Here is a 20,573-nt window from a genome sequence, read left to right on the forward strand (position 1 = left end):
GATACTTCTATGACGGTGACCATTGATTCCCTGTCCAAGGCATACGGCGGCAGGGACCTGTTCAAGGAATTCTCCCTGGAGATCGCCGACGGCACGCGTCTGGCCGTGGCCGGCCCCAACGGCACTGGCAAGACCACGCTGCTCAAGATGATCGCCGGCGAGTCCTTCCCGGACTCCGGCCGGGTCATCATGCCCCGCGCGGCGCGCATCGGCTACGTGGCCCAGGAGCTCGGCCCAGAAACCCTGGAAAAATCTCTGCTCGAGTTCATCATGGAGGTGCTGCCTTCGTGGAACGAGTTCTGGGAAGACTGGGAAAAGGCCCACGAGCGCGGCGACGAGGCGGCCATGAACCGCCTGACAGCCAAGCAGGCCGATCTGGAGACGCGCTACGGCTACAATCCGGAGCACCGCGCCCACGCCGTGCTTTCCGGCCTGGGCTTCGAGACCGCCGTGCACGAACGCAAGCTGGGCTCCTTTTCCGGCGGCTGGCGGGAGCGCGCCAAGCTGGCGCGTGTGCTCACGGCCGGGGCCGACGTGCTGATCCTGGACGAGCCCACCAACCACCTGGACCTGGAAGCCGTGGAGTGGCTGGAGCAGTTCCTGCTGGCCTACGAGGGCGTGCTCGTCTTCGTGGCGCACGACCGCGTGTTCCTGGACAACGTGGCTACCCATGTTCTTTTTCTGGGCGGCAGTCGGCCATTGGTGCGCAAGGGCTCCTTCTCGTCCTTCATCGCCTGGTCCGAGGAGATGGAGGAGCAGCGCGCCCGCGAGGCCAAGCGGCTCTCGGACGAGATCGAGCGCAAGATGGAGTTCGTCAAGCGGTTCAAGGCCAAGGCCACCAAGGCGCGGCAGGCGGGCAGCCGGCAGAAGCAGGCCGAGCGGTTGGAAAAGGAGCTGGCCGGAAAGAGGCCGGAGCCCAGGCGCAAGACCCTGGCCTTCAAGTGGCCGGAGCCGCCCGAGGGCGACAAGATCGCCTGCCAGGCCATGAATCTGACAATGGCTTGGCCCGGTCGCGAGCCCATCTGGGAGAACCTCGACTTCACCATCTACAAGTCCATGCGCGTGGCCATCGCCGGCGTGAACGGCTCGGGCAAGTCCACGCTGCTCAAGTGCCTGGCCGGGGACCTGACCCCCACGGCAGGCCGCATCGAGATCGGCTCCAAGACGCGCGTGGGCTACTTCAGCCAGCATCAGCACGAGATTCTGGACCCGTCCAAGAGCGTGCTGGGCGAGATTCGCCGGCTGGCCGATCCGCGCACTACCGAAGAAGAACTCATGAGCGTGCTCGGCCTCTTCCTGCTCGGGCAGGAGTACTTCGAGCGCACGGTGGAAAGCCTCTCTGGCGGCGAGAAGAACCGCCTGGTGCTGGCCAGCCTGTTCCTGGCGCGGGCCAACTTCCTGATCCTTGACGAGCCCACCAACCACCTGGACCTGGAAAGCCGCGAGGCCCTGGGCAAGGCGCTGGAGGACTTCTCCGGCACCGTCCTGCTGGTGGCGCACGACCGCTGGTTGCTCTCCACCGTACCCACCCAGGTCTGGGCGCTGGAAGATCACGGCTTGGTGGTGCATGAGGACGGCTTTGAAGGGTACGAGCGGGCGCGCAAGGCCGCGGCGCACGGCGAGACGGAAGAGCCGGCGGCCGTATCGGCGCAGCCTGCGCAGGGCGATGATTCAGCCCCCGAGCTTGCGGTGCGCAAGGAAACCCGCGAGGAGGCCAAACAGCGCAAACGCGAGGAGGCCGCCCGCCGCAACGCCATGCACAAGAAGCTCAAGCCCAAGAAGGACGCCTACGCCAAAAAGGAAGCGGAGCTGGAAAAGGTTCTGAACCAGATGGGCGAAGCCGAGACCGCCCTGGCCGATCCCGATGTCTACGCCGACCATGCCAAAAGCGCCGAGCTCATGGATACCTATACGAAGACCAAGGATCGCAGCGAGCGGCTTTTCGATGAGCTCCAGCAATTGGAGTCCGAGATTCAGGCCCTTGAAGCGGAGTTTGCAGAAGAAGCGGTCTGACCTTCCACATATGTGCTGATACTGGTAGAGTGCCCCTACTGGGGGATACATGCAAAGGAATGCAGACGGCGCGTACGTCTTTTACAGCGAGGATGGGCAGACTGTTTCCATCCAGTGCGCGGAGTGCAGATACTCGCGGACCGTACCCATCGAGTCGCTGCGCGATCTGGGAAGGTTCTTCACGGTAGGCTGCCGCTGTGGCGAGCGATTCACGGCCACGGTGGAGTTCCGCCGCCACTTTCGCAAAAAGGTGGACCTGGACGGCACCTACCGCAATCCGGAAACCGGCGAGGACGACGATATTGTCGTGGAGGACCTGTCCCAGTCCGGAATCCGGTTCGCCACGGTAGCGCCGCATTCGCTGCAGCCCGGCATGGTCGTCAAGGTGCGCTTCACCCTGGACACACCCAAGCGGCCCGTCAAGCAGCGCACCGTGGAGGTCCGCAAGACCGAGGGGCTGCATGTGAGCGGCCGCTTCGTGGGCGCGCCGGAACGCGATTCCGACATCGGCTTCTATCTGATGCCGTAAACACGGTCGTACTCGTACCCTGAACCAAACACCCGGGAGCAGCGTATGAAAGTCCCTGGCATTCGAAGCATGACCCCCAGCGAGCTGTCCGAGAGGCTCGAACAGGGCAGGCCATTCGCTCTCGTCAACGTGCTGCTCGCCGAGGACTGGGAGAAACGCCGCATTCCGGACTCCCTGAACGCCTGTGTGTTCGAGGTCGTGTTCCTGGACCGGATGTCCGAAATATGCCCGGAAAAGAGCATGCCCGTAGTGGTCTACGGGGCCGGAGCCTCAACGCTGGATGCGCCCATGGCCGCGGAAAAGCTGGTGCATGCCGGCTGGAGCGACGTGCACATCCTGGCCGGCGGGCTGGACGCCTGGACCGAGGCCGGGCTCGCCGTGGAGGGAAGCCACGCCGGCGTTTCTCCGGAGCCCGAAGGGCTCTTCGAACCGGCCGAAGGGGGCTATGCCGTGGCCTGCGCCGAGAGCCTGGTGGAGTGGATAGGTCGCAGCGCCAAGGGCCGCCACGTGGGCACGGCGCGCGTCACCCATGGCAAGATGCAGGTGGTGGACGGCTCCATGGACGGCCTCTTCGAGGTGGACATGCGCACCATTGAAGATCTGGACCTTTCAGGGAACGAGACGCTGCGCCAGCTCCTGCACGCGCACCTCGCCTCGGAGGACTTCTTTCTCACCGCGCATTTCCCCGTGGCGACATATGTGCTGGACTCCGCCACCATGCTGCGGGACGCCACGCCCGGCAGGCCCAACTACGAGTTTCACGGCCGGCTGGAGATGCGCGGCGTGTCCCATGCGCTGAGCTTTCCGGCCACGATCCGGCCCTTTGACGGCGACCCGGAAACCGGGCTGGAGCCCGGCATTTCCGTGGAGGCGCACTTCGACCTGGACCGCACCATGTGGGGCGCTGTCTACGGCTCCGGGAAGTTTTTCCGCAACCTGGGATTTCACCTTGTCTACGATCTCGTTTCCTTCCAGATACGGCTCGTGCTGCGTTGATCGCGCGTGTCCCGGGCTTGCCGGGAAGGGACTTGCCTGCCGCAGGAGGGCAGGGCATAAGGGGGCGCATGATTCGCGCAGATGACGACGGCGGCAACGCCTACGGCTCCTACGCCGACGATGGACCCGAGCGATTCGAGGTCGATCTCGGCGGCCAGCGGTGGATCGTGGAACGCGACGCCGATCTGGAAGCACTTTGGGAGGATATGGTCTCCGAAGACGAGAACCGGACAGCCGCATGCCCGGAGTTCGCCGATGACGAGCGCCTTCCATACTGGACAGAGGTCTGGCCGGCATCCATCCTGCTGGCCCACTGGTGCGCAAAGAACAAGGCGCTGGTGCAGGGAAAGCGGGTGCTGGACCTGGGCTGTGGCCTGGGGCTCATCGCCATGGTAGCGGCCTCTCTGGGCGGCCGCGTCGTGGGCATGGACTACGAGCATCCGGCCCTGGTCAACGCCAGGCGCATCGCCAGGCTCAACGCGTCGAACCTCGGTAATATCGGCGCCCTCAACTGGGTGGTCATGGACTGGCGCAAGAACGCCTTCACGCCCAATGCCTTTCCCCTCGTACTTTGCGGGGACATCATGTATGAAAGTCGCTTCGGTCCGCCGCTGGCGCGCTTTCTCTCCCAGACCATAGCCAGGGACGGACGGGCCGTGCTGGCCGAGCCCAGCCGCGACGTTTTCGCCGCCTTCCGCTCCGCCGCAGACAGCGAAGGCCTTGCCGTCTCCCGCATGGTCCAGGAAAGAGTCTACGCCGGACAGGTCCGGCCCTTCGGGGATTCCGGCCACGGCGTCACAGTCAACTTGTGGGAAATCACCCTGCTGTAAAACCAGACCGGGAGGCCGTATGGGTCAGACCATCCGCTTCGGTGTGTCGCTCGATTCCGAACTGCTCGAAAAGTTCGACGCGCTCTGTGAAGAAAAATGCTACCAGACCCGCTCCGAGGCGATTCGCGACCTCATTCGCAACACCCTTGTCCAGAAGGAGTGGGAGGACACGGACCGCGAGATCGCGGGCACGCTCACCCTGGTGTACGACCACCACAAGAGTGATCTTGCCCAGCGGCTGACGGAGATTCAGCACGACGCGCACGACGTGATCATCTCGACCATCCATGCCCATCTGGACCACGACAACTGCCTGGAGGTCCTGCTGCTCAAGGGGCCGGGCACGTCCATCCGCACCCTGGGCCAACGGCTCATCTCCACCAAGGGCGTCAAGCACGGCAAGCTGACCCTGACCACCACGGGCAAGGATATCATCTAGCATGGCCAGCTCGGATACGGCCGCAGCGCCCATGGAGGACGTGCAGAGCACCCCGGCCGAGGTGCCTATAGATATCGACCGCGTGGGCGTGAAGAACCTGCGCCTGCCGCTGGTGGTTCGGGACAGGGCCAGGGAGCATCAGCACACCGTGGCCGAGGTGGACTTGGGGGCCGACCTGCCCGCTTCCTCCAAGGGCACGCACATGAGCCGTCTGGTGGAGGCGCTGAGCGCCTGGAAGGAGACGCTGGACTACCAGACGCTCAAGTCCCTGCTCATCGACGTGCGCAGCCGCCTGGCCGCCCAGCGGGCGTATGTCGTGTTTCGCTTTCCCTACTTTATGGAGAAGCACGCCCCCAGCACGAAGATTCCCGGCCTGATGAGCTACGAGTGCCGGTTGACCGGCGAGATAGGTCCGGAGTCGGAGCGGCCGTCCTTCCTGCTGGAGGTGGACGTGCCGGTGATGACCGTGTGCCCGTGCTCCCTGGCAATCTGCAACCAGACGGCGGCGCACAGCCAGCGCGCCATCGTGACCATCGCCTGCCGCTTCCACGGCTTTGTCTGGCTGGAGGACCTGGTGGAGATTGCCGAGGATGCGGCGTCCGCTCCTGTCTACAGCCTGCTCAAGCGCGAGGACGAAAAGGTTGTGACCGAGCAGGCATTCGCCAACCCCGCCTTTGTGGAGGATGTGGTGCGCGCTGCCGCGCACACTCTGGAGAGTCACCCGCAGATCCGCTGGTTCCGGGTGGAGGTGCACAGCCAGGAATCCATCCATGATCACGACGCTTACGCGAGCATTGAGAAGGTTGTGAGGCCATAGGGGACATGGTATAAAGAAATCGTCGCCGCCGGCCGATACGTGATGAAGGAGCGCTGTCGCAACTGTTCGCATCCTTTGCAGAACACGCGCCGGCGACACGGGAGGTCTCCATGTCCACCATCGACACCAGCATCTCGGCGTTGAACGCCTTCTCTACCCGCGCGCAGGTCACGGCGAACAACATCGCCAATGTGAACACCGACGGCTTCAAGGCCAGCCGCGCCGACCTGGAGACAGGCTATGGCGGCCAGGGCGTGCAGGTCTCCTCTATCACGCAGGACACCTCGACCGGTCCCATGGTGCAGAGCCTTCTGCCCGTGGAAGACCCGGCCACTGGCCGCATCGAGGCCGAGTACCAGTGGGTGGAGGGCTCCAACACCGATCTTTCCCGCGAAATGGTCAACCTGATGACCACCGAACGCGCCTACGCCGCCAATGCGGCGACCATCCGCACCTGGGACGAGATGATCGGCACCGTCCTGGACGAGCTCGTGTGAACGCCACAACCGCCCGCAATGCGCACAGCCGTTAGTAAATTCAGGCTCCCGGGCCCGGCCGGGCTGTGCTTTTTCGCGTCCGCTACATCTGCATGTATAGATTTTATTGAGACTTTTTTAGCAATTCGGGTTGACTTCCTGTCAGTTCGTTGACACTGAGGAGGTATGCGCGCCGGGGCGCATTCGACACTAGGGAGTGTGCATGGCATTTGACAGCGACCAGATCATTGGCGAGAGCCGCGTCCTGAAGGATGTTTTCAAGGTTGTGGCCAAGGTCGCCCCCACGGACTCCACCGTGCTTGTCACCGGGGAGTCCGGTACGGGCAAGGAGCTTCTTGTGCGCGCCCTGCATTCGCAAAGCCAGCGCCGGGACAAGCCGTTCGTCCCGGTCAACTGCGGCGCCATTCCCCGCGAGCTTCTGGAGTCCGAGCTTTTCGGCCACGAGAAGGGCGCCTTCACCCACGCCATCCGCTCCCGCGCCGGCCGGTTCGAGCTGGCCGACACAGGCACCATCTTCCTCGACGAGATCGGCGAGATGGACCTCTCCCTGCAGGTCAAGATTCTGCGCGTGCTCCAGGAAAAGGAGTTCGAGCGCGTGGGCGGCACCCAGGCCAAGCACGTGGACGTGCGCATTGTGGCCGCCACCAACCGCGACCTGGAACGCGAGGTGGCGGAAGGCCGTTTCCGCGAGGACCTCTACTACCGGCTCAACGTGATTCCCATGCATCTGCCGCCCTTGCGGGATCGCGGCCGGGACGTCATGTTGTTGGCGGAAGCCTTTCTGGAACGCTTCTGCAAGAAAAAGGAGCGGCCCCTGCTCAAGATCGTGGACACGGCGCGTGACATGCTTCTGGCCTACAGCTGGCCCGGCAATGTGCGCGAGCTCGAAAACTTCATGGAGCGCATGTCCATCCTCTGCGAGGGGCAGTCCATCACGCCGGACGACCTGCCGCCCAAGATACGCTCCGAGGTGGGCGATGCGCCCACGCCCCAGCCGGAGCCGGTTCCGGCCGGGTTCGCCTGGCCCAGGCTGCAGGACCTCAGGGATCGCGAGCTGAGCCTCAAGGAGTTTCTCGACGCCGTGGAGGACCGCCTGCTTGTAGAAGCCCTGGAGGAAGCGAGCCATGTGAAGAACCAGGCCGCGGAAATTCTGGGCATCAAGCGCACCACGCTCATCGAGAAGCTCAAGAAAAAGGGACTCGACAAATAGCGAGCGCTTGGGATGGAGTTGGCACAATTGTTGCCTACATGGTTCCCGTGGTATTATCACGTCTTGCCGGAGCTTTCCGGACCCTTCTCCTGACGGTCGCCGCTGCGGCCGTTGTCCTGACCGCGCCCCCGTCGGCGCAGGCCTTCAACTATTATTGGGGCAAGCACCCGGACAAGGACCGCATCGTCGTAAAATTTGACGGTGACGTGCCCAAGTACTCCATCGCCCGCACCTCCAAGACCAGCATCGACATCACGCTGCCCGATGGTTTCTGGGCCGGAAAGCGCAGGCCGCCCATGCTGCTGATGCAGACCGGGGCCAACGCCAAGGACATCAAACCCACCGATACCGGGCTGCGCATCGATCTGCGGAATGACACCTTCGGCTACCTCCATTTTGTGCTGGAGGACGCGGACAAGCTGGTGGTGGACGTGTTCGAGGACTCCATGGGCGCTCGCTGGGAGCCCGGCGCAGAGGAGCCCCCCGTTCAGCCCGCGGCCCAGCCCGAATCCCAGCCCGCGGAACAGCCTGCCGCGCCGGAACCAGCGCCTGAGGCCAAGGCGGAGCCTCAGCCCGCGCCGGAAGCCATGCAGCCGGCTGGGGAGACTGCTGCCGCAGCCAGGCCCGATACCCTGACTGCCGAGCCCGCGCCCCCCGCACCGACTCAGGAGCCATCCGCCATGCCGGCCGCTTCGGCCGCCAATGAAACGTCGCCTGCGGTGGAGGCTCCGTCAGAACCGGCCGCAGCATCCGCGCCGTCATTCTCTTTCCGCTCGTCCCTGCCGTCGCGTTCACCAGAAGGGACACAGGCCAGGCCCGAGCCCGAGCCGACAAAGACCGAGACAAATCAAACTGCCGCTTCCGAGGCGGCCGCGCCGTCTTCTGCCGGGACATCCCAGCCAGCCCAGGGCACCATGGCTGTGGCGGACAATGGTCCCTCCTACGAGCTCCGCGCACCCATGGCCAAACCCGGCGAGGTGGCTCCGGTGCTGCGCAGGTCCACGCCGACCCAGGCCGAAGAGAGCCCGCAGCAGGCCGCCGCGGATACCCCGGATATTCAGGCGCCGCAGCAGTACCTCATGGACATGCCCGGCATGAACGCCACGGCGGGGAATGCCACGGCCGAGAACGCCGAGGTCCCGCCGCCTCCGGTCATCGATACCGAAGCCGCCAAGCAGGCCCGGGAGACCGCGGACAGGCAGGAGGCCGCTGCCAGAGAGCAGGCCGCCCAGGCGAACAATCAGACAGCCGAGACCCCGCAGGCCGGCACTGCTCCGGAGCCTTTGGACGAGACAGCAAGCCTGGATCAGATGCCCATGCCGGAAACGGCCGCTGCATCCGGCGAGGAGCAGAACCGCACGGGGCCGGACGGCGAGCCCATTCCCACGACGGCGGAGCTTCTGGATCAGGCCCGGATTTCCTTTGTCAACGAGGAGTACGAGACGGCGCTGACCCAGCTGAAGCAGCTGCGCGGCGCACCGGGACTGACGGACGCCGAGCGCGAGGAGGTGCTCTACTTCCTGGCCGATTCGCAGTACGCGCTTCACCGCGACGACATGCGCGAGAACTATGAGACCGTGACCAGCGCCTACAAGGCGGCCATGAACTTCAATCCGCAGTCGTCGTCCACGCCTCAGGCGCTGCTCAAGATGGGGGTCATCAACCTGGAGGTGGACAACCCCCGCGAGGCCGAGGCGTACTTCAACATCCTGCGCAAGCAGTATCCGGGCAACGAGAACATCCCGCTGACCTACTTCTACTGGGGCGACTACTACTTCAAGCACGGGCGCTACCAGGAGGCCGCGGACAGCTACCAGTACATCATCCAGCAGTTTCCGGACACCAAGTACGTGCGCGAGTCCGGCGTTGGCCTGGCGCGCTCCCTGGAACGCCTCGGCTTTGACGAGCAGGCCGCGGAGATCGTGGACTATCTGGAAAAACGCTGGCCGCGGTTCTACGTGGAGTACCCGCCGTTCCTGCGGCTGGTGGGCGACGTGAGCTACCAGAACCAGGAGTACGAGAAGGCCAAGCTGAACCTCTGGACCTTCTACAACCTGGACCCGGAAGGGCCCGAGGCCGACCTGGCCCTGGCGCGCATCGGCGACATCTATGTGAAGGAAGGCAAGCTGGACGCCGCGCGTGAAGTCTACCAGAAGACCGCCCAGAAGTACCCGGAGCGGGAGGGCGGACTCATCGCCCGCATGCGCCTGGCCGAGAAGGGCATCTACGACAAGCCCACCACGCAGGACATGTTCACCGTGTTCGACCAGCCGTACACCACGGCGCCGGAGGACATTTACAAGGAGATCGTGTCCAAGCATCCGGACAGCGCCCTGGCGCCCCTGGCGCAGCTCAAGCTGGCCATGTGGTATATGCACGGCAATCAGCAACGCGACACCCTGGTGGCCATACAGGACTTTCTGACCCGCTACCCGGAAAGCCCGCTCATGCCGCGTGCCAAGGAGGTGGCCTCGGACGCCTTTGGCAAGCTGGTGGATACGATGGTCAAGGAAGAGAACTACGCCGGCGCGATGCGGCTGTGGGACGGCTCCCCGGCCATCCGCGACATCGTGGGTGATCTGGCCCCCAAGACGCGCATCGCCCTGGGCCTGTCCTCCTGGAAGGAAGGCCGGCCGGAGCAGGCGTGGAACCTGGTCTCGCCGTTCCTCGTGTCCGAGGGCATGCCCCAGTACTCGGAGATGGCGCTGAACCTGGCCCTGTCCGTGGCCCTGGAGAACGGCTACTGGGACCGCATCGTCAACATGCGGCCCATCGTGGACGGCTGGGAGGTCACGCCCAAGACGCGCGACGAGTACAACTACGCCCTGGCCCTGGCCTACGAGAATCTGGGCCAGGAAGACCAAAGCGCGCCCATGTGGGCCAGCCTCACGGGCGACGACGGGCTCGACCCCCTGCGCCGGGCCTACGCCCAGTACTTCATGGCCGTGAACGCGCGCAAGCAGGGCGATCTGAAAAAGGCCTACGACATGGCTCGGGACAGCCTGGAGTACTTCCTGGAGTCGGACAAGGACCCCGGTAAGATCGACGACCTTCTGCCCATGCTCGTGGAGATCGCCGAAGGTGGCGGCCGTATCCGCGAGGCCATCGGTTGGAACCTGGACTACCTCGAACGGCTCCAGCAGTCCGATCCCCAGTGGCCGGCGGCGCGGTACCGCATGGCCCAGCTCTACCGCAAGGCGCAGGACGTGCAGCAGTGGCGCGCCATTCTGGAAGATCTTGCCAAGAACAACCCGAACTCGTTGTATGGCCGCATGGCCGATATGGACCTGCGCACCCAGGGTCTGGTGAAGGACGCCAGACAGCTCGCCCCGAACATCTGAGGCGGGTGCATTTTGGGGGAATCGCCTCCCTGCTTTTGCGTTGCTCCCTTCTCAGGCGTATGCTGGCTCTTCATGAAACCGCGCCTCGGCCATTGCAGGCGCGAAGCGTGAAGGAGCGGAAATGGACAGGAACCCCATAGTCGCCGGCCGGTTCTACGACGACAACCCCCGGCGCCTGTACGATCAGATCGGCACATATCTGGACGCTGCCGGTCCCATGGACCAGGAGCGCACCATTCTGGCCATGGCGCCGCACGCCGGCTATGTGTACTCGGGCCGGGTGGCCGGCATGGCCTTGGGCCGGGCCAACCTCGCTTCCACCATTGTGCTGCTGGGTCCCAACCATACGGGCAACGGCCTGCCCCTGGCCGTGTGGCCGAGCGGCAAATGGTACATCCCGGGCGGCGCCATCCCCGTGAACGAGTCTCTGGCCGCCGCGATTCTGCAGGCCGCGCCCAAGTTTGCGGAGGACAGCTCCGCCCATCTGTACGAGCACTCCCTGGAGGTCATGGCCCCGTTCCTTCTGGAGCTGGGCGAGCGGCGCAACACGTCGTACTCCATTGTGCCCATCGCCGTGGCCGAGCCGCACTTCGAGGTGCTCCAGGAAACGGGCCGCGCCCTGGGCCGGCTGCTGGCCTCGTGGGAGGAGCCCGTGTCCATGGTGGTCAGCTCCGACATGAGTCACTACGTGAGCGCCAGGCGGGCCAAAGAGCTCGACACGCTGGCCCTGGACGCCGTAAAAGCGTTGGACCCGCGCCAGCTTTTCCAGACAGTGCGCGAACGGAACATCACCATGTGCGGCGTGCTGCCCATGAGCCTGGCCATGACCGCCGCCCTGGAGATGGGCGCGACAAAGGCCGAGATCGTGGAGTACGCCACATCCGGCGATGTGAGCGGCGATTTCGACCAGGTGGTGGGCTACGCCGGCGCCGTAGTCAGCTGATATATCTCCCTTGCACCCACGCGTGAGACAGGCGCGCAAATCATGAGCATGTCCCAGGAAGTCTTGGAAATGATTGGCAGCTACGGCCAGGAAGGCGCAGTGCTCCGCGAGACCTTCTTTGCCGAGAACGCCGCACGTATCGAGGAGATCGCCAGGCTGATGGCCGTCTCACTTGCCGACGGCGGAAAAATCCTCTATTGCGGCAACGGCGGCAGCGCGGCAGATTCCCAGCACCTTGCGGCCGAGCTCGTGAACAGGTTCCAGCTGGAACGCCCGCCCCTGCCCGGCATCGCCCTGACCACGGACACCTCGGCCCTCACGGCCATCGGCAACGACTACGGCTTCGATCAGGTGTTTCGCAAGCAGGTGCAGGGCCTGGGCAAACGGGGCGACGTGCTCGTGGCCATCTCCACCTCGGGCAACAGCGAGAACCTGGTCCAGGCGCTCAAGGCCGCGGCCGACATGGGCATGGTCCGGGTCGGTCTGCTGGGCGGCGACGGCGGGGAGATGGCGCACCTGTGCCAGCACGCGCTGCTTGTTCCCAGCAAGTCCACGCCCCTGGTGCAGGAGGTGCACATTGCCGCCGGCCACATGCTGTGCAAGCTGATCGACTACTTCCTCTTCGAGAACGTCGCGGAGATCACCGAGTATATCCGCATGGGCGCTTCCCTGGAGACGATTCCCGGCCAAGAGGGCGAATAGGCGATTGACGCGCGGCGACGAGGTCTTATACCTCGTATTGATGATTTCCAAGGAGGAACCCGGATATGCCTATGCATGATTTCATGTGCCAGTCCTGCAAACATGAGTTTGAGGAGCTGGTCGTCAAGGATGAAGAAGTGAAGTGCCCCAAGTGCGGCTCTGCAAATACCCAGCAGCTGATGTCCTGCTGCCGTTTCAGCATGGGCGGCGACAACGGAGTGGGCAAGGCGGCCCAGTGGCGCGCCCAGGGGGGCACCTCGCCCTCCAAGTGCTCCGGCTGCTCGGGCGGCAACTGCTCCACCTGCTGATTCCCGGCCCGGCCACACCGTATTGATCTTCCCGAGGGGGAGGACGGGCAGAGCGCCCGCCTCCCTCTTTGTCTTCTCAATCTCTGAGCGTAAAGGCACGACATGGACAAGCTCGTCATCGCGACGCGGGGCAGCAAGCTCGCCCTCTGGCAGGCCAACCACATCAAGGACGCCCTGGAATCCACCCACTCCGGCCTTTCGGTGGAGCTCCTGGTGCTCAAAACCAAGGGCGACAAGATTCTGGACGTGCCCCTGGCCAAGGTGGGGGGCAAGGGCCTCTTCGTGAAGGAGATCGAGGACGCGCTGCTGGACGGCCGCGCCGACCTGGCCGTGCACTCCATGAAGGACGTGCCCACGGAGCTGCCCGGCGGTCTGGTTCTGGGCGTGATGCCGGTGCGCGAGGAGCCCACAGACACATTTCTGAGTGTGAAGTACGAGACCCTGGACAATCTGCCGCAGGGCGCTGTGGTGGGCACCTCCAGCCTGCGCCGCCAGACCCAGCTGCTGGCGCTGCGCCCGGACCTGAAAATCGAGTCCCTGCGCGGCAATGTGGACACCCGCCTGCGCAAGCTCATGGAAGGCCAGTTCGACGCCATCGTCATGGCCACCTCCGGCCTCAAGCGCCTGGGCCTTACCGCGCCGCACATGGAGATTCTGGGCCCGCCCCGGTTCCTGCCAGCCGTGGGCCAGGGCGCTCTGGGCATCGAGTACCGAGCGGACGACGATCGCGTCATCGGTCTGCTTGAGTTCTTGAAGGACCGCGAGACCATGCTCCGTGTCCACGCCGAACGCGGCTTCCTGGCCGGCCTGGACGGCGGCTGCCAAGTGCCCATCGCGGCCTATGCCGTGCTGGAGGGCGATACCGTGCAGCTCACCGGCTTGGTGGCAGACGAGGACGGAACACGGGTCATCCGGCGCGAGTGCAGCGGACCTGCCGCGTCTGATAAGACGTCCTACGCCATGGGCCTGGACCTGGCCAGGGAAGTGCTCGACGCCGGGGGCAAGGCCATCCTCGACGAGGTCTACGGCCGACTGGGCGACGAGGAAGCACCCTCGCCGTCGTAAGCTGGATCTATTTTTACGGAATATTTTGAAGAGCCCGCGTTTGCGGGCTTTTTTTTGCGGGAACGCGGTCACCCTCACGGATGACACGTAAAGTGCCGGCTCCAGGCATTGCCGTCCGGCGCCGAGCCTTCGTGCACGCGTTCCAGCCAGGCGTCGTACTCGGCAAAGCTCAGCGCGCCATCCTCCCCGGCGGCCTGGGCAAAGAATCCCTGTCCCGAGAAGTTGCACACCGCGTCGAACTCCGCGGCAGTTATGACGCCGTTGTTGTCCGCGTCGATGGCGCGGAATCGGCCGATGCGCTGGGCCCACGCCGTGTGCACGGCCAGGAGCAGCAGGGCCGCGCCGAGGCAGAGTGTGATGTGGGGCAGGAGTCGCGGCATGGTGGGGGATCGCGTGTGACGGAGTCCGCGCAATCATCGTGAGCGACGAAGGCGCATTGGCGATTATCTCATACTACGGCGGGGAGATTACGATTCCGTGTCGCGAGTGTCTGCGTCGCGCCCGTCTGCGCCGCGCCAGTCCGCATGGTGCTCGTCCAGCCCGTGGCCGGAGCGCCGCGCCTTTCTGCGACGTACGCGCTCCTTGAGCCCTTCGAGCAGGTCCCACTCCACCGGCACGATGAACAGGGTAAGCGCCGTTGCCGTGCACAGGCCGGTGACGAATGTGGAGGCCATGGAGCCCCAGACCAGCGAGTACTGCGGAAAGCCCACGGCCATGGGCAACAGGCCCAGGGTGGTGGTCAGCGTGGTGAGCAGGATAGGCCGCAGCCGCACGCGGATGCCCTCGCGAATGGCCTCGGCGCGGGAAGCCCCCTGCTCGCGCAGCACGTTCATGAAGTTGACCAGCACCAGGGAGTCGTTGACCACAACGCCGGTCACGCCCACCAGGGCGATGAAGCTGTTCACCGTGAAATAGGACTGGGTGGCCAGCTTGCCCACCACCACGCCGATCAGCGAGAAGACCACGGCCGAGAGAATGATGGCCGGCTGGAGGTAGGAGCGGAACTGCGTGGCCAGGATCAGGTAGATGAGCAGCACGGCGATGATGAAGGCGTACGCCAGGGATGTGTATGAGCGCTGGGTGGACTCGAAGTCGCCGCCGAATGTGAGCTGCGCGCCGGGATAGTCGCCCTTCATGGCGTTGTAGGCGTCGCGGATCTGCTTGACCACGGCCGGGGTGGAGGTCGGCGCGTTGGGCACCAGGTTGGCCGAGATGGTCACGGCGCGGTCGCCGTCGTAGCGGATGAGGTACGCCGGGTCGGTGTATGTTTCCACGCGCACCAGATCGCCCAGGCGCACCGGGCCGCTGGGGTGCTCGATGAGCGGGATGGAGAGCGCCTTTTCCGGCGTCTGCAGATACTCCTGCGAGAAGCGCAGCTTGAGGTCCACGTCCTCGTCGGACAGGCGGTACTCGCCTACATACGTGCCGTCCAGCACGCTGGCGGCCAGGCGCGCCACCCGTTGCGGAGAGACGCCGTACTCGGCGGCGCGTTCCTCCCGTACCTTGAGCTGGAAGACCCGCGCCGGCTGGGCCTGGTCCGTACCGAGCTCGCTCAGATATGGGGCAAAGCGCTCGTCAGAGCGCATCATCTGCTGCACCGCGGCCGCCAGGCGGTGGACGTTGTCCGGGTCCTGGCCGCGCACGCGCACGGTGATGTCCTTGCCTGTGGGCGGTCCACCCTTTTCCGCGCGCAGTCGCACCTTCCAGCCGTCTTTCTCGTACGCCGCCTTCACCCGGCGTCGCATTTCCTCCAGATGGAGCAGGGGATCGTTCCCGGCCCTGTCCCCGAAGTCGCGCAGGTTCTTGGCCGGCAGGGTCACCACCACGTAGCCGTAGTTTTCGCCGTAGACCATCTCGTAGTCTTCGTTGATGAAGAAGCCGGCCGAGGCCGAGGTGGACTCCGCCATGCCCGGGCCGTCGTCCATCACAAAGTGCGAGATGTCCTTGAGCTTGTCGGAGACGACGCGCACCGGTGTGGATGAGGGCGCGTCCACGATGATGTAGTAGAGGTTGTAGTCGTCCGGGAAGAATTTGATGCGGATGAGCGGCGCTACGCCCGCCACGGACACGCCGAGCACGGCGATGGAGGTCACGAAGGCGACGATGACTATACCGATGGACAGGAAGCGCCGGCGCAGCGTGAAGCCGGTGACCGCAGCTGTGATGCGCCGGGATACGGCGATGACGATGTTGTCCTTTTCCTCGTCCGGTACGTGGGAGTCCTTGCGCGGCCCGTGGTCCAGGTAGTGGATGGGCAGGATGAGCAGGCATTCGATAAGCGAGGCGAGGATGGCGAAGCTGATGGCGATGGGCACCTGGGCGAAGAACTCGCCGGTGGTGCCGGTCATGATCAGCATGGGCAGGAACGCGGCCACGGTCGTGGTGGTGGCGGAAATGACCGGCAGGAAGACCTCGGCCGTGCCGTTGACGATGGCCTTGCGCAGGGGCCAGCCCTCCTGCACGTGGCGGTAGATGTTCTCCACCACCACAATGGCGTCGTCCACAATGATGCCGGAGACGAGCACGAAGGAGAACAGCGTGATTTCGTTGAGCGAGTTTCCGGTGAAGTACATGAAGATCATGGTCACCAGGAAGGAGAAGGGGATGCCGATGGTGGTCAGCCCGGCGTTGCGCACGCCCATGAAGTACCAGATGATCGCGCAGACCAGGACCACACCCACCAGGAGGTTCCAGCCCAGGGTGGACATGGCGTCCTTGATGTAGGTGGTGGAGTCCTGGGTGAGGACCACGTCCACCCCTTCGTCCTTGAGCCGCTGCTCGAACCCGTCCACGATCTGGAGCACCTGCTCCTTGATGTCCAGGGCGTTGCCCGCCTCGGTCTTGATGACTTGCAGGGACACGGAGTCCCGCCCGTTGACCGAAGTGATGACGAATGGATCGCGGTAGGCAAGCTCAGCGCGGCTGATCACGTCCTCCAACCGGACAAAGCTGCCATCCATATCGCGGCGGATGATGGTGTCCACCACGTCCTGGCGGTTGCGGAAGCGCTCGTCCACCTTGACCACGAACTGTGCCGTGCCGTCATCGTAGGTGCCGGAGGGAATGGAGACGTTGGCCTCGGTCAGGCTGCGCACCACGTCGTCAAAGGTGACGCCCACGCGCATCATCCGCTCCGGGTCCAGGTAAACGTGGAACTCGCGCTCGTACTCGCCGCGTAGCTCCACCTCCTGCACGCCCGGTATCTGCGCCAGCGGAATCTTCATCTCCTCGGCCATCAGCGTGAGCGCACGGTTGGAGCGGTTTCCGGCCAGGTTCACCGCCACCACGGGCAGCCAGTCCGAGGTCTTGATGTCCACGAACTCGGGCGGGTCGATGTCCTCGGGCAGCTCCTTGACCATAGTCAGGATCTTGAAGCGCAGCTCGTTGAACAGCTTGTCGTAGTCGGAGTCGTCCACGAACTTGACCAGGATGGACGAACGTTCCCGGTACGAGGTGGAGCGGATGAACTCCACGTCCTCCAGGTCCTCCAGCGCATCCTCGATCTCGTGGGTGACGAGCTTCTCCACCTCCTCGGCCGATGCGCCCGGGAAGTACGTGGTGATGACCACCTTGCCGAAGTTGATCAGCGGGTAGCGCTCCACCGGCATGTTGATGAGCGCGAACGCGCCCACCACCATGAGCAGTACGAAGACCAGATTGAAGAAGACGGTCTGCTTGAGGGAGAACCGGACGACAGGTTTCACGTGGGGTCCTTGCAGGTTATGGCGCAACAGGGCGTGAGTGCGCTCTACCTACTCCGATTTTGCAAAAAAGCGCAACAGCTTCGGATCAGCCCGCGATAAACGGGTCGGCGGTGAATCCCAGGGCGTAGGCCATGCACGCCAGCTCCACCATGGCCACGTAGATGATCACAGCCCGGCGGGAGCGGAGCGTGGGCCCGAACCGGCGCACCTGCGGCGCGGCCACGGCCAGCAGCCCCAGAGCCACGCCCAGGGCCACGCCGGACCACACGCCCATACGCGGCTCGCACACCGGGGTAACCAGGATGGCGGCCACAGCCAGACCGAGGGCCGCGTACCCGGCGCGTAGCGGGCCGATCATCGCGGCCAGGGTGCGCTTGCCGGCCAAGGCGTCGGCCGGTGCGTCCGGCAGGGAGGTGGTGATGGAGCACGCCGCGTGCAGCACAACGAACGGCGCGAGCAGCAGCCAGGGAAGGTGGTTCAGGGTTCCGGCCTGGCCGTAGAAGCCGATGACCGGCAGGAGGCCGCCGCAGCCCAGGCCCTGGAGCAGCTCGCCTCCGCCGCGGTAGTTGCAGCGGAATGGCGGCGCGCTGTACAGGGCGAGCAGCGCCAGACCGCCGGCGAAGAGCGGGGCCAGCAAGGGCCGGTCCGCCAGGCTCAGGGCGATGCCAAGAATGAGCACGAGGCAGGCGGCGTAGACCCCGGCGAGCAGGAGCTGCCGCGGTTTGAGGTCGCCGTCCGGCAGTACGCGGGAGCCGCCGGAAAAGGGCGTGCGCATGCGGTTGGCGCGGTCGGCCTCGGCGTCGAAGTAGTCGTTCAGAAAGACGATGGCGAGCTGCTGCAGCCAGCCGTAGAGCATGACCGCGGCGAACATCGGCCAGGACCACGCGCCGTGGGCCTGTACGGCCAGGGCCTGGCCCATGAGCAGCGGAAAGACGAGGTGCGCCAGGGACAATGGCCGGGATGCCTTGACCCACACCCGGAAAGCGGATGCGCGTTCGGACATCATGCAGGTTCTCCGGCGGCGCGCCGCACCGTGCCGTCCTCGCCGTTGACGATGAGGACTTCGCCGTCCTCGAAGATCTCCGTGGCGTTGTTCACGCCGGTAACGCAGGGCAGGCCATACTCCCGCGCGATGATCGCGCCGTGCACCAGCATGCCGCCACGGAGCTCCACAATGGCCGCGGCCAGCGGCGCGGCAAAGGTCATGGCCGGGTCCACGGAGTCGCAGACCAGCACCTCGCCGTTTTTCAGGGCGTACATGTCCTCGCGTGAACGTACGATGCGCGCCGGACCGCGGGCAATGCCAGGCCCGGCGGGCTGACCGCGGACAACTGATGCCTCGCGCGATGGGGCAGGGCGGTCAGGCTCCTCGCAGCCGATGCACGCCGGTACGTACTGCGGATCGCGCAGGCTGCGCGCCGTGTCCTGTGGGGAGAGCCGTCTGGCGTCTGCGCCGAACCGTTCGTGGAGCCGCTGGCGGCCATCTTCAACGGCGTCCAGCATTGCCGCTTCCACCCGGCCCAGAGCCATGTTGTCGTCGTCGCGCAACCGGTACGCGGCGCGGGCCAGGTCCAGCAGCTCGGTGGCGAAGTCCTGCTGCGATTCCGGGAAGCTGCGCAGGAAATCCTGCTCGGCGTCGGTAATGTCTCGCTGCTTGGGAGCCCGACGCGGGCGTTTGGCCAGCTCGACGAGGAGATCGAGCACGGCCGCCTCGCCCTCTGAGCACCAGGCAATGTGGCAGGTGAGGTCGCCGTATGCGTCGATGAAGTCCAGAAATTTGGGCTGCAGGGGCGAGGATTCCGGAAATTCGCCGCGTGCAACACTGTCGCGAAGTGTCTCGTCCGCACGCAGCATATCGGCCATGTCCTCCAGCTGCTCGTTGCGGGCGAGGCCTGCCAGCCGTTCGCCTGTGAGCAGATCGCGGAAGGCAAAGGGATCGTCCGGTGCAAGCTGATCGTTGTAGACCTGCCCGAACAGCCGCACGGCGTGGGCCAGGGGCACGAACTCCTCGTAGTAGCGGTCGTTCCAGTCCTGATACACCTTCAGACGCCGTTCGATCTCGTCGGCAAGCGCGTCGTTGTCCATGTTTTTGGACGATGATTCACGCATTTGCCTCGCGTCTTCCTCCATGGCCGGGATGAGCGTTTCCACGCGCCGGCGCAGCTCCTTGAGCTGGCCGAAGCTGCGGTGCAGGCTCATATCCCAGGGCCGGCGATCCTCGCGCTTCCACGGCCGTGCGTCCCCGTTCTCTGTAGCATTTGCCCCGGGCAGGGCGGTGATGGGCCGGGCCTGGAGAATGCGCACGCCGTCCGCGTCGTCCGGAACGATCCATTCCATGTCGAGAGCCGTGCCGAGGACGGATTCGGCTTCCAGCGCAACGGATGCGATGTCCAGAATTGTGGACTCGGGCAAGGGTGAATCGGCGCCGGTCTGCTCGACGATTGCACGCGACTCGCGGTCCACGACCCAGCGTGCAGGCTCGGCTTGGCCGGAGACGAGCTCGATGCCCGGTCCTGCGTGGGCCTCCACCACCAGTCGGCGCTCGTCCATGGGGCTCTTGGTGAAGCAGATGCCGGCGGCCGGGCCGGTGCGCATGGGCTGGATGAGCCCGGCCATGGCGGACTGCGCCGGGTCGAGCCCGAGCTCGCTGCGGTAGAGCAACGCGCGGTCCGACCAGAGCGAGGCAAAGAGCAGGGGCAGGTGGTTGGCCACGGCTGCGGCGTCGGCAAGGTCCAGGAAGGAGTCGTGTAGCCCGGCAAAAGAGTGGCCGGCGGCGTCCTCGGACGATGCAGAGGAGCGCAGCGCCACGGGACCGCGCAGTGAGTACGCGTCCATGGCGGCGGTAACGGCTTCGCGAATGGCATCCGGAACCTGCGCGCGGTTGAAGCGGTTGCGAATCTCCAGACTGGTGTCCCAGACCGCCTCCCAGCGCATGGCGCGGAAGTCCCTGGAGGTCACGAGCTTGTCCAGAGTTCTGGACAGGCCGGAGGCGGCGATGAAGTCGTGGTAGGCGCGGACAGTGACGGCGAGGCCGGACACGACGGGCAGGTCGGCGGCGGCGAGCCGTGCTATGCCGGACGCCTTTCCGCCCACCAGGACCGTTTGTCTTGCAGCAGCGTCCGATGTGGGGATGAGGTACGGCGTGTCCGATGCAGCCATGGTGTATAACTCTGCGAGCG

The 20,573-nt window shown here is 65.1% G+C and carries 17 protein-coding genes; 13 read left to right on the forward strand and 4 right to left on the reverse strand.

The window, feature by feature from the left end:
* Positions 1–9 precede the first annotated feature (9 nt).
* The 13 genes from E8L03_RS17470 to hemC all read left to right on the forward strand — a co-directional run bounded on the left by E8L03_RS17470 (position 10) and on the right by hemC (position 13,690).
* Positions 10–2,013: an ABC-F family ATP-binding cassette domain-containing protein gene (locus tag E8L03_RS17470; RefSeq protein WP_144305182.1), complete on the forward strand. Its 2,004-nt coding sequence runs from the start codon at positions 10–12 to the stop codon at positions 2,011–2,013.
* Positions 2,014–2,062: 49 nt separating this feature from the next.
* Positions 2,063–2,542 carry a PilZ domain-containing protein gene (locus E8L03_RS17475; protein ID WP_171268043.1) on the forward strand — a complete coding sequence of 160 codons (480 nt, stop codon included), beginning with the start codon at positions 2,063–2,065 and terminating at the stop codon, positions 2,540–2,542.
* 45 nt (positions 2,543–2,587) lie between these two features.
* Positions 2,588–3,538: a YceI family protein gene (locus tag E8L03_RS17480; RefSeq protein WP_144305180.1), complete on the forward strand. Its 951-nt coding sequence runs from the start codon at positions 2,588–2,590 to the stop codon at positions 3,536–3,538.
* Between the two features lie 68 nt (positions 3,539–3,606).
* Positions 3,607–4,368: a class I SAM-dependent methyltransferase gene (locus E8L03_RS17485; RefSeq protein ID WP_144305179.1), complete on the forward strand. Its 762-nt coding sequence runs from the start codon at positions 3,607–3,609 to the stop codon at positions 4,366–4,368.
* Positions 4,369–4,387: 19 nt separating this feature from the next.
* Positions 4,388–4,807: a nickel-responsive transcriptional regulator NikR gene (nikR, locus tag E8L03_RS17490; RefSeq protein ID WP_144305178.1), complete on the forward strand. Its 420-nt coding sequence runs from the start codon at positions 4,388–4,390 to the stop codon at positions 4,805–4,807.
* 31 nt (positions 4,808–4,838) lie between these two features.
* The gene (folE2, locus tag E8L03_RS17495; protein ID WP_144305272.1) at positions 4,839–5,624 is read left to right on the forward strand and encodes a GTP cyclohydrolase FolE2; all 786 of its coding nucleotides are present in this window, start codon (positions 4,839–4,841) and stop codon (positions 5,622–5,624) included.
* Between the two features lie 110 nt (positions 5,625–5,734).
* Complete coding sequence (locus tag E8L03_RS17500; RefSeq protein ID WP_144305177.1) at positions 5,735–6,121, forward strand: flagellar basal body rod C-terminal domain-containing protein; 387 nt, start codon at positions 5,735–5,737, stop codon at positions 6,119–6,121.
* Positions 6,122–6,323: 202 nt separating this feature from the next.
* Entirely contained in the window at positions 6,324–7,331 is a 1,008-nt protein-coding gene (locus tag E8L03_RS17505; protein ID WP_144305176.1) for a sigma-54 interaction domain-containing protein, read from the forward strand.
* 47 nt (positions 7,332–7,378) lie between these two features.
* Positions 7,379–10,672, forward strand: a complete 3,294-nt coding sequence (locus tag E8L03_RS17510) for a tetratricopeptide repeat protein (RefSeq protein ID WP_216367913.1) — start codon at positions 7,379–7,381, stop codon at positions 10,670–10,672.
* A gap of 121 nt (positions 10,673–10,793) precedes the next feature.
* Positions 10,794–11,615 (forward strand): AmmeMemoRadiSam system protein B, encoded by an 822-nt coding sequence (gene amrB, locus E8L03_RS17515; protein ID WP_144305174.1) that lies wholly within the window; start codon positions 10,794–10,796, stop codon positions 11,613–11,615.
* 48 nt (positions 11,616–11,663) lie between these two features.
* A complete protein-coding gene (locus E8L03_RS17520; protein WP_144305271.1) occupies positions 11,664–12,317 on the forward strand; it encodes a D-sedoheptulose 7-phosphate isomerase in 654 nt (217 codons plus the stop codon).
* A 65-nt stretch (positions 12,318–12,382) separates the two neighbouring features.
* On the forward strand, positions 12,383–12,625 hold the full coding sequence (locus E8L03_RS17525) for an FmdB family zinc ribbon protein (protein ID WP_144305173.1): 243 nt from the start codon (positions 12,383–12,385) through the stop codon (positions 12,623–12,625).
* A 102-nt stretch (positions 12,626–12,727) separates the two neighbouring features.
* A complete protein-coding gene (gene hemC, locus E8L03_RS17530) occupies positions 12,728–13,690 on the forward strand; it encodes a hydroxymethylbilane synthase (protein WP_144305172.1) in 963 nt (320 codons plus the stop codon).
* Between the two features lie 74 nt (positions 13,691–13,764).
* Here the strand turns inward: hemC and E8L03_RS17535 are convergent, their stop codons facing one another.
* The 4 genes from E8L03_RS17535 to E8L03_RS17550 form a co-directional block, all read right to left on the reverse strand.
* Positions 13,765–14,070, reverse strand: coding sequence for an EF-hand domain-containing protein (locus E8L03_RS17535; RefSeq protein ID WP_171268045.1), 306 nt, complete (start codon positions 14,068–14,070; stop codon positions 13,765–13,767).
* Positions 14,071–14,157: 87 nt separating this feature from the next.
* On the reverse strand, positions 14,158–17,394 hold the full coding sequence (locus E8L03_RS17540; protein WP_171268046.1) for an efflux RND transporter permease subunit: 3,237 nt from the start codon (positions 17,392–17,394) through the stop codon (positions 14,158–14,160).
* An 85-nt stretch (positions 17,395–17,479) separates the two neighbouring features.
* The gene (locus E8L03_RS17545) at positions 17,480–18,400 is read right to left on the reverse strand and encodes a prenyltransferase (protein WP_171268047.1); all 921 of its coding nucleotides are present in this window, start codon (positions 18,398–18,400) and stop codon (positions 17,480–17,482) included.
* Positions 18,397–20,553 (reverse strand): PEP/pyruvate-binding domain-containing protein, encoded by a 2,157-nt coding sequence (locus E8L03_RS17550; protein WP_171268048.1) that lies wholly within the window; start codon positions 20,551–20,553, stop codon positions 18,397–18,399. The genes E8L03_RS17545 and E8L03_RS17550 overlap by 4 nt, the downstream gene beginning before the upstream one ends.
* Positions 20,554–20,573: the final 20 nt, after the last annotated feature.

The organism is Oceanidesulfovibrio marinus (genome assembly GCF_013085545.1).
Lineage (GTDB): Bacteria > Desulfobacterota > Desulfovibrionia > Desulfovibrionales > Desulfovibrionaceae > Oceanidesulfovibrio > Oceanidesulfovibrio marinus.

Coding starts and splice junctions, on each gene's coding strand:
- folE2 (WP_144305272.1), top strand. CDS start 4,839: ATGGAGGACGTGCAGAGCACCCCGGCCGAGGTGCCTATAGATATCGAC.
- E8L03_RS17520 (WP_144305271.1), top strand. CDS start 11,664: ATGTCCCAGGAAGTCTTGGAAATGATTGGCAGCTACGGCCAGGAAGGC.
- nikR (WP_144305178.1), top strand. CDS start 4,388: ATGGGTCAGACCATCCGCTTCGGTGTGTCGCTCGATTCCGAACTGCTC.
- E8L03_RS17505 (WP_144305176.1), top strand. CDS start 6,324: ATGGCATTTGACAGCGACCAGATCATTGGCGAGAGCCGCGTCCTGAAG.
- hemC (WP_144305172.1), top strand. CDS start 12,728: ATGGACAAGCTCGTCATCGCGACGCGGGGCAGCAAGCTCGCCCTCTGG.
- E8L03_RS17535 (WP_171268045.1), bottom strand. CDS start 14,070: ATGCCGCGACTCCTGCCCCACATCACACTCTGCCTCGGCGCGGCCCTG.
- E8L03_RS17475 (WP_171268043.1), top strand. CDS start 2,063: ATGCAAAGGAATGCAGACGGCGCGTACGTCTTTTACAGCGAGGATGGG.
- amrB (WP_144305174.1), top strand. CDS start 10,794: ATGGACAGGAACCCCATAGTCGCCGGCCGGTTCTACGACGACAACCCC.
- E8L03_RS17480 (WP_144305180.1), top strand. CDS start 2,588: ATGAAAGTCCCTGGCATTCGAAGCATGACCCCCAGCGAGCTGTCCGAG.
- E8L03_RS17470 (WP_144305182.1), top strand. CDS start 10: ATGACGGTGACCATTGATTCCCTGTCCAAGGCATACGGCGGCAGGGAC.
- E8L03_RS17500 (WP_144305177.1), top strand. CDS start 5,735: ATGTCCACCATCGACACCAGCATCTCGGCGTTGAACGCCTTCTCTACC.
- E8L03_RS17545 (WP_171268047.1), bottom strand. CDS start 18,400: ATGATGTCCGAACGCGCATCCGCTTTCCGGGTGTGGGTCAAGGCATCC.
- E8L03_RS17485 (WP_144305179.1), top strand. CDS start 3,607: ATGATTCGCGCAGATGACGACGGCGGCAACGCCTACGGCTCCTACGCC.
- E8L03_RS17550 (WP_171268048.1), bottom strand. CDS start 20,553: ATGGCTGCATCGGACACGCCGTACCTCATCCCCACATCGGACGCTGCT.
- E8L03_RS17525 (WP_144305173.1), top strand. CDS start 12,383: ATGCCTATGCATGATTTCATGTGCCAGTCCTGCAAACATGAGTTTGAG.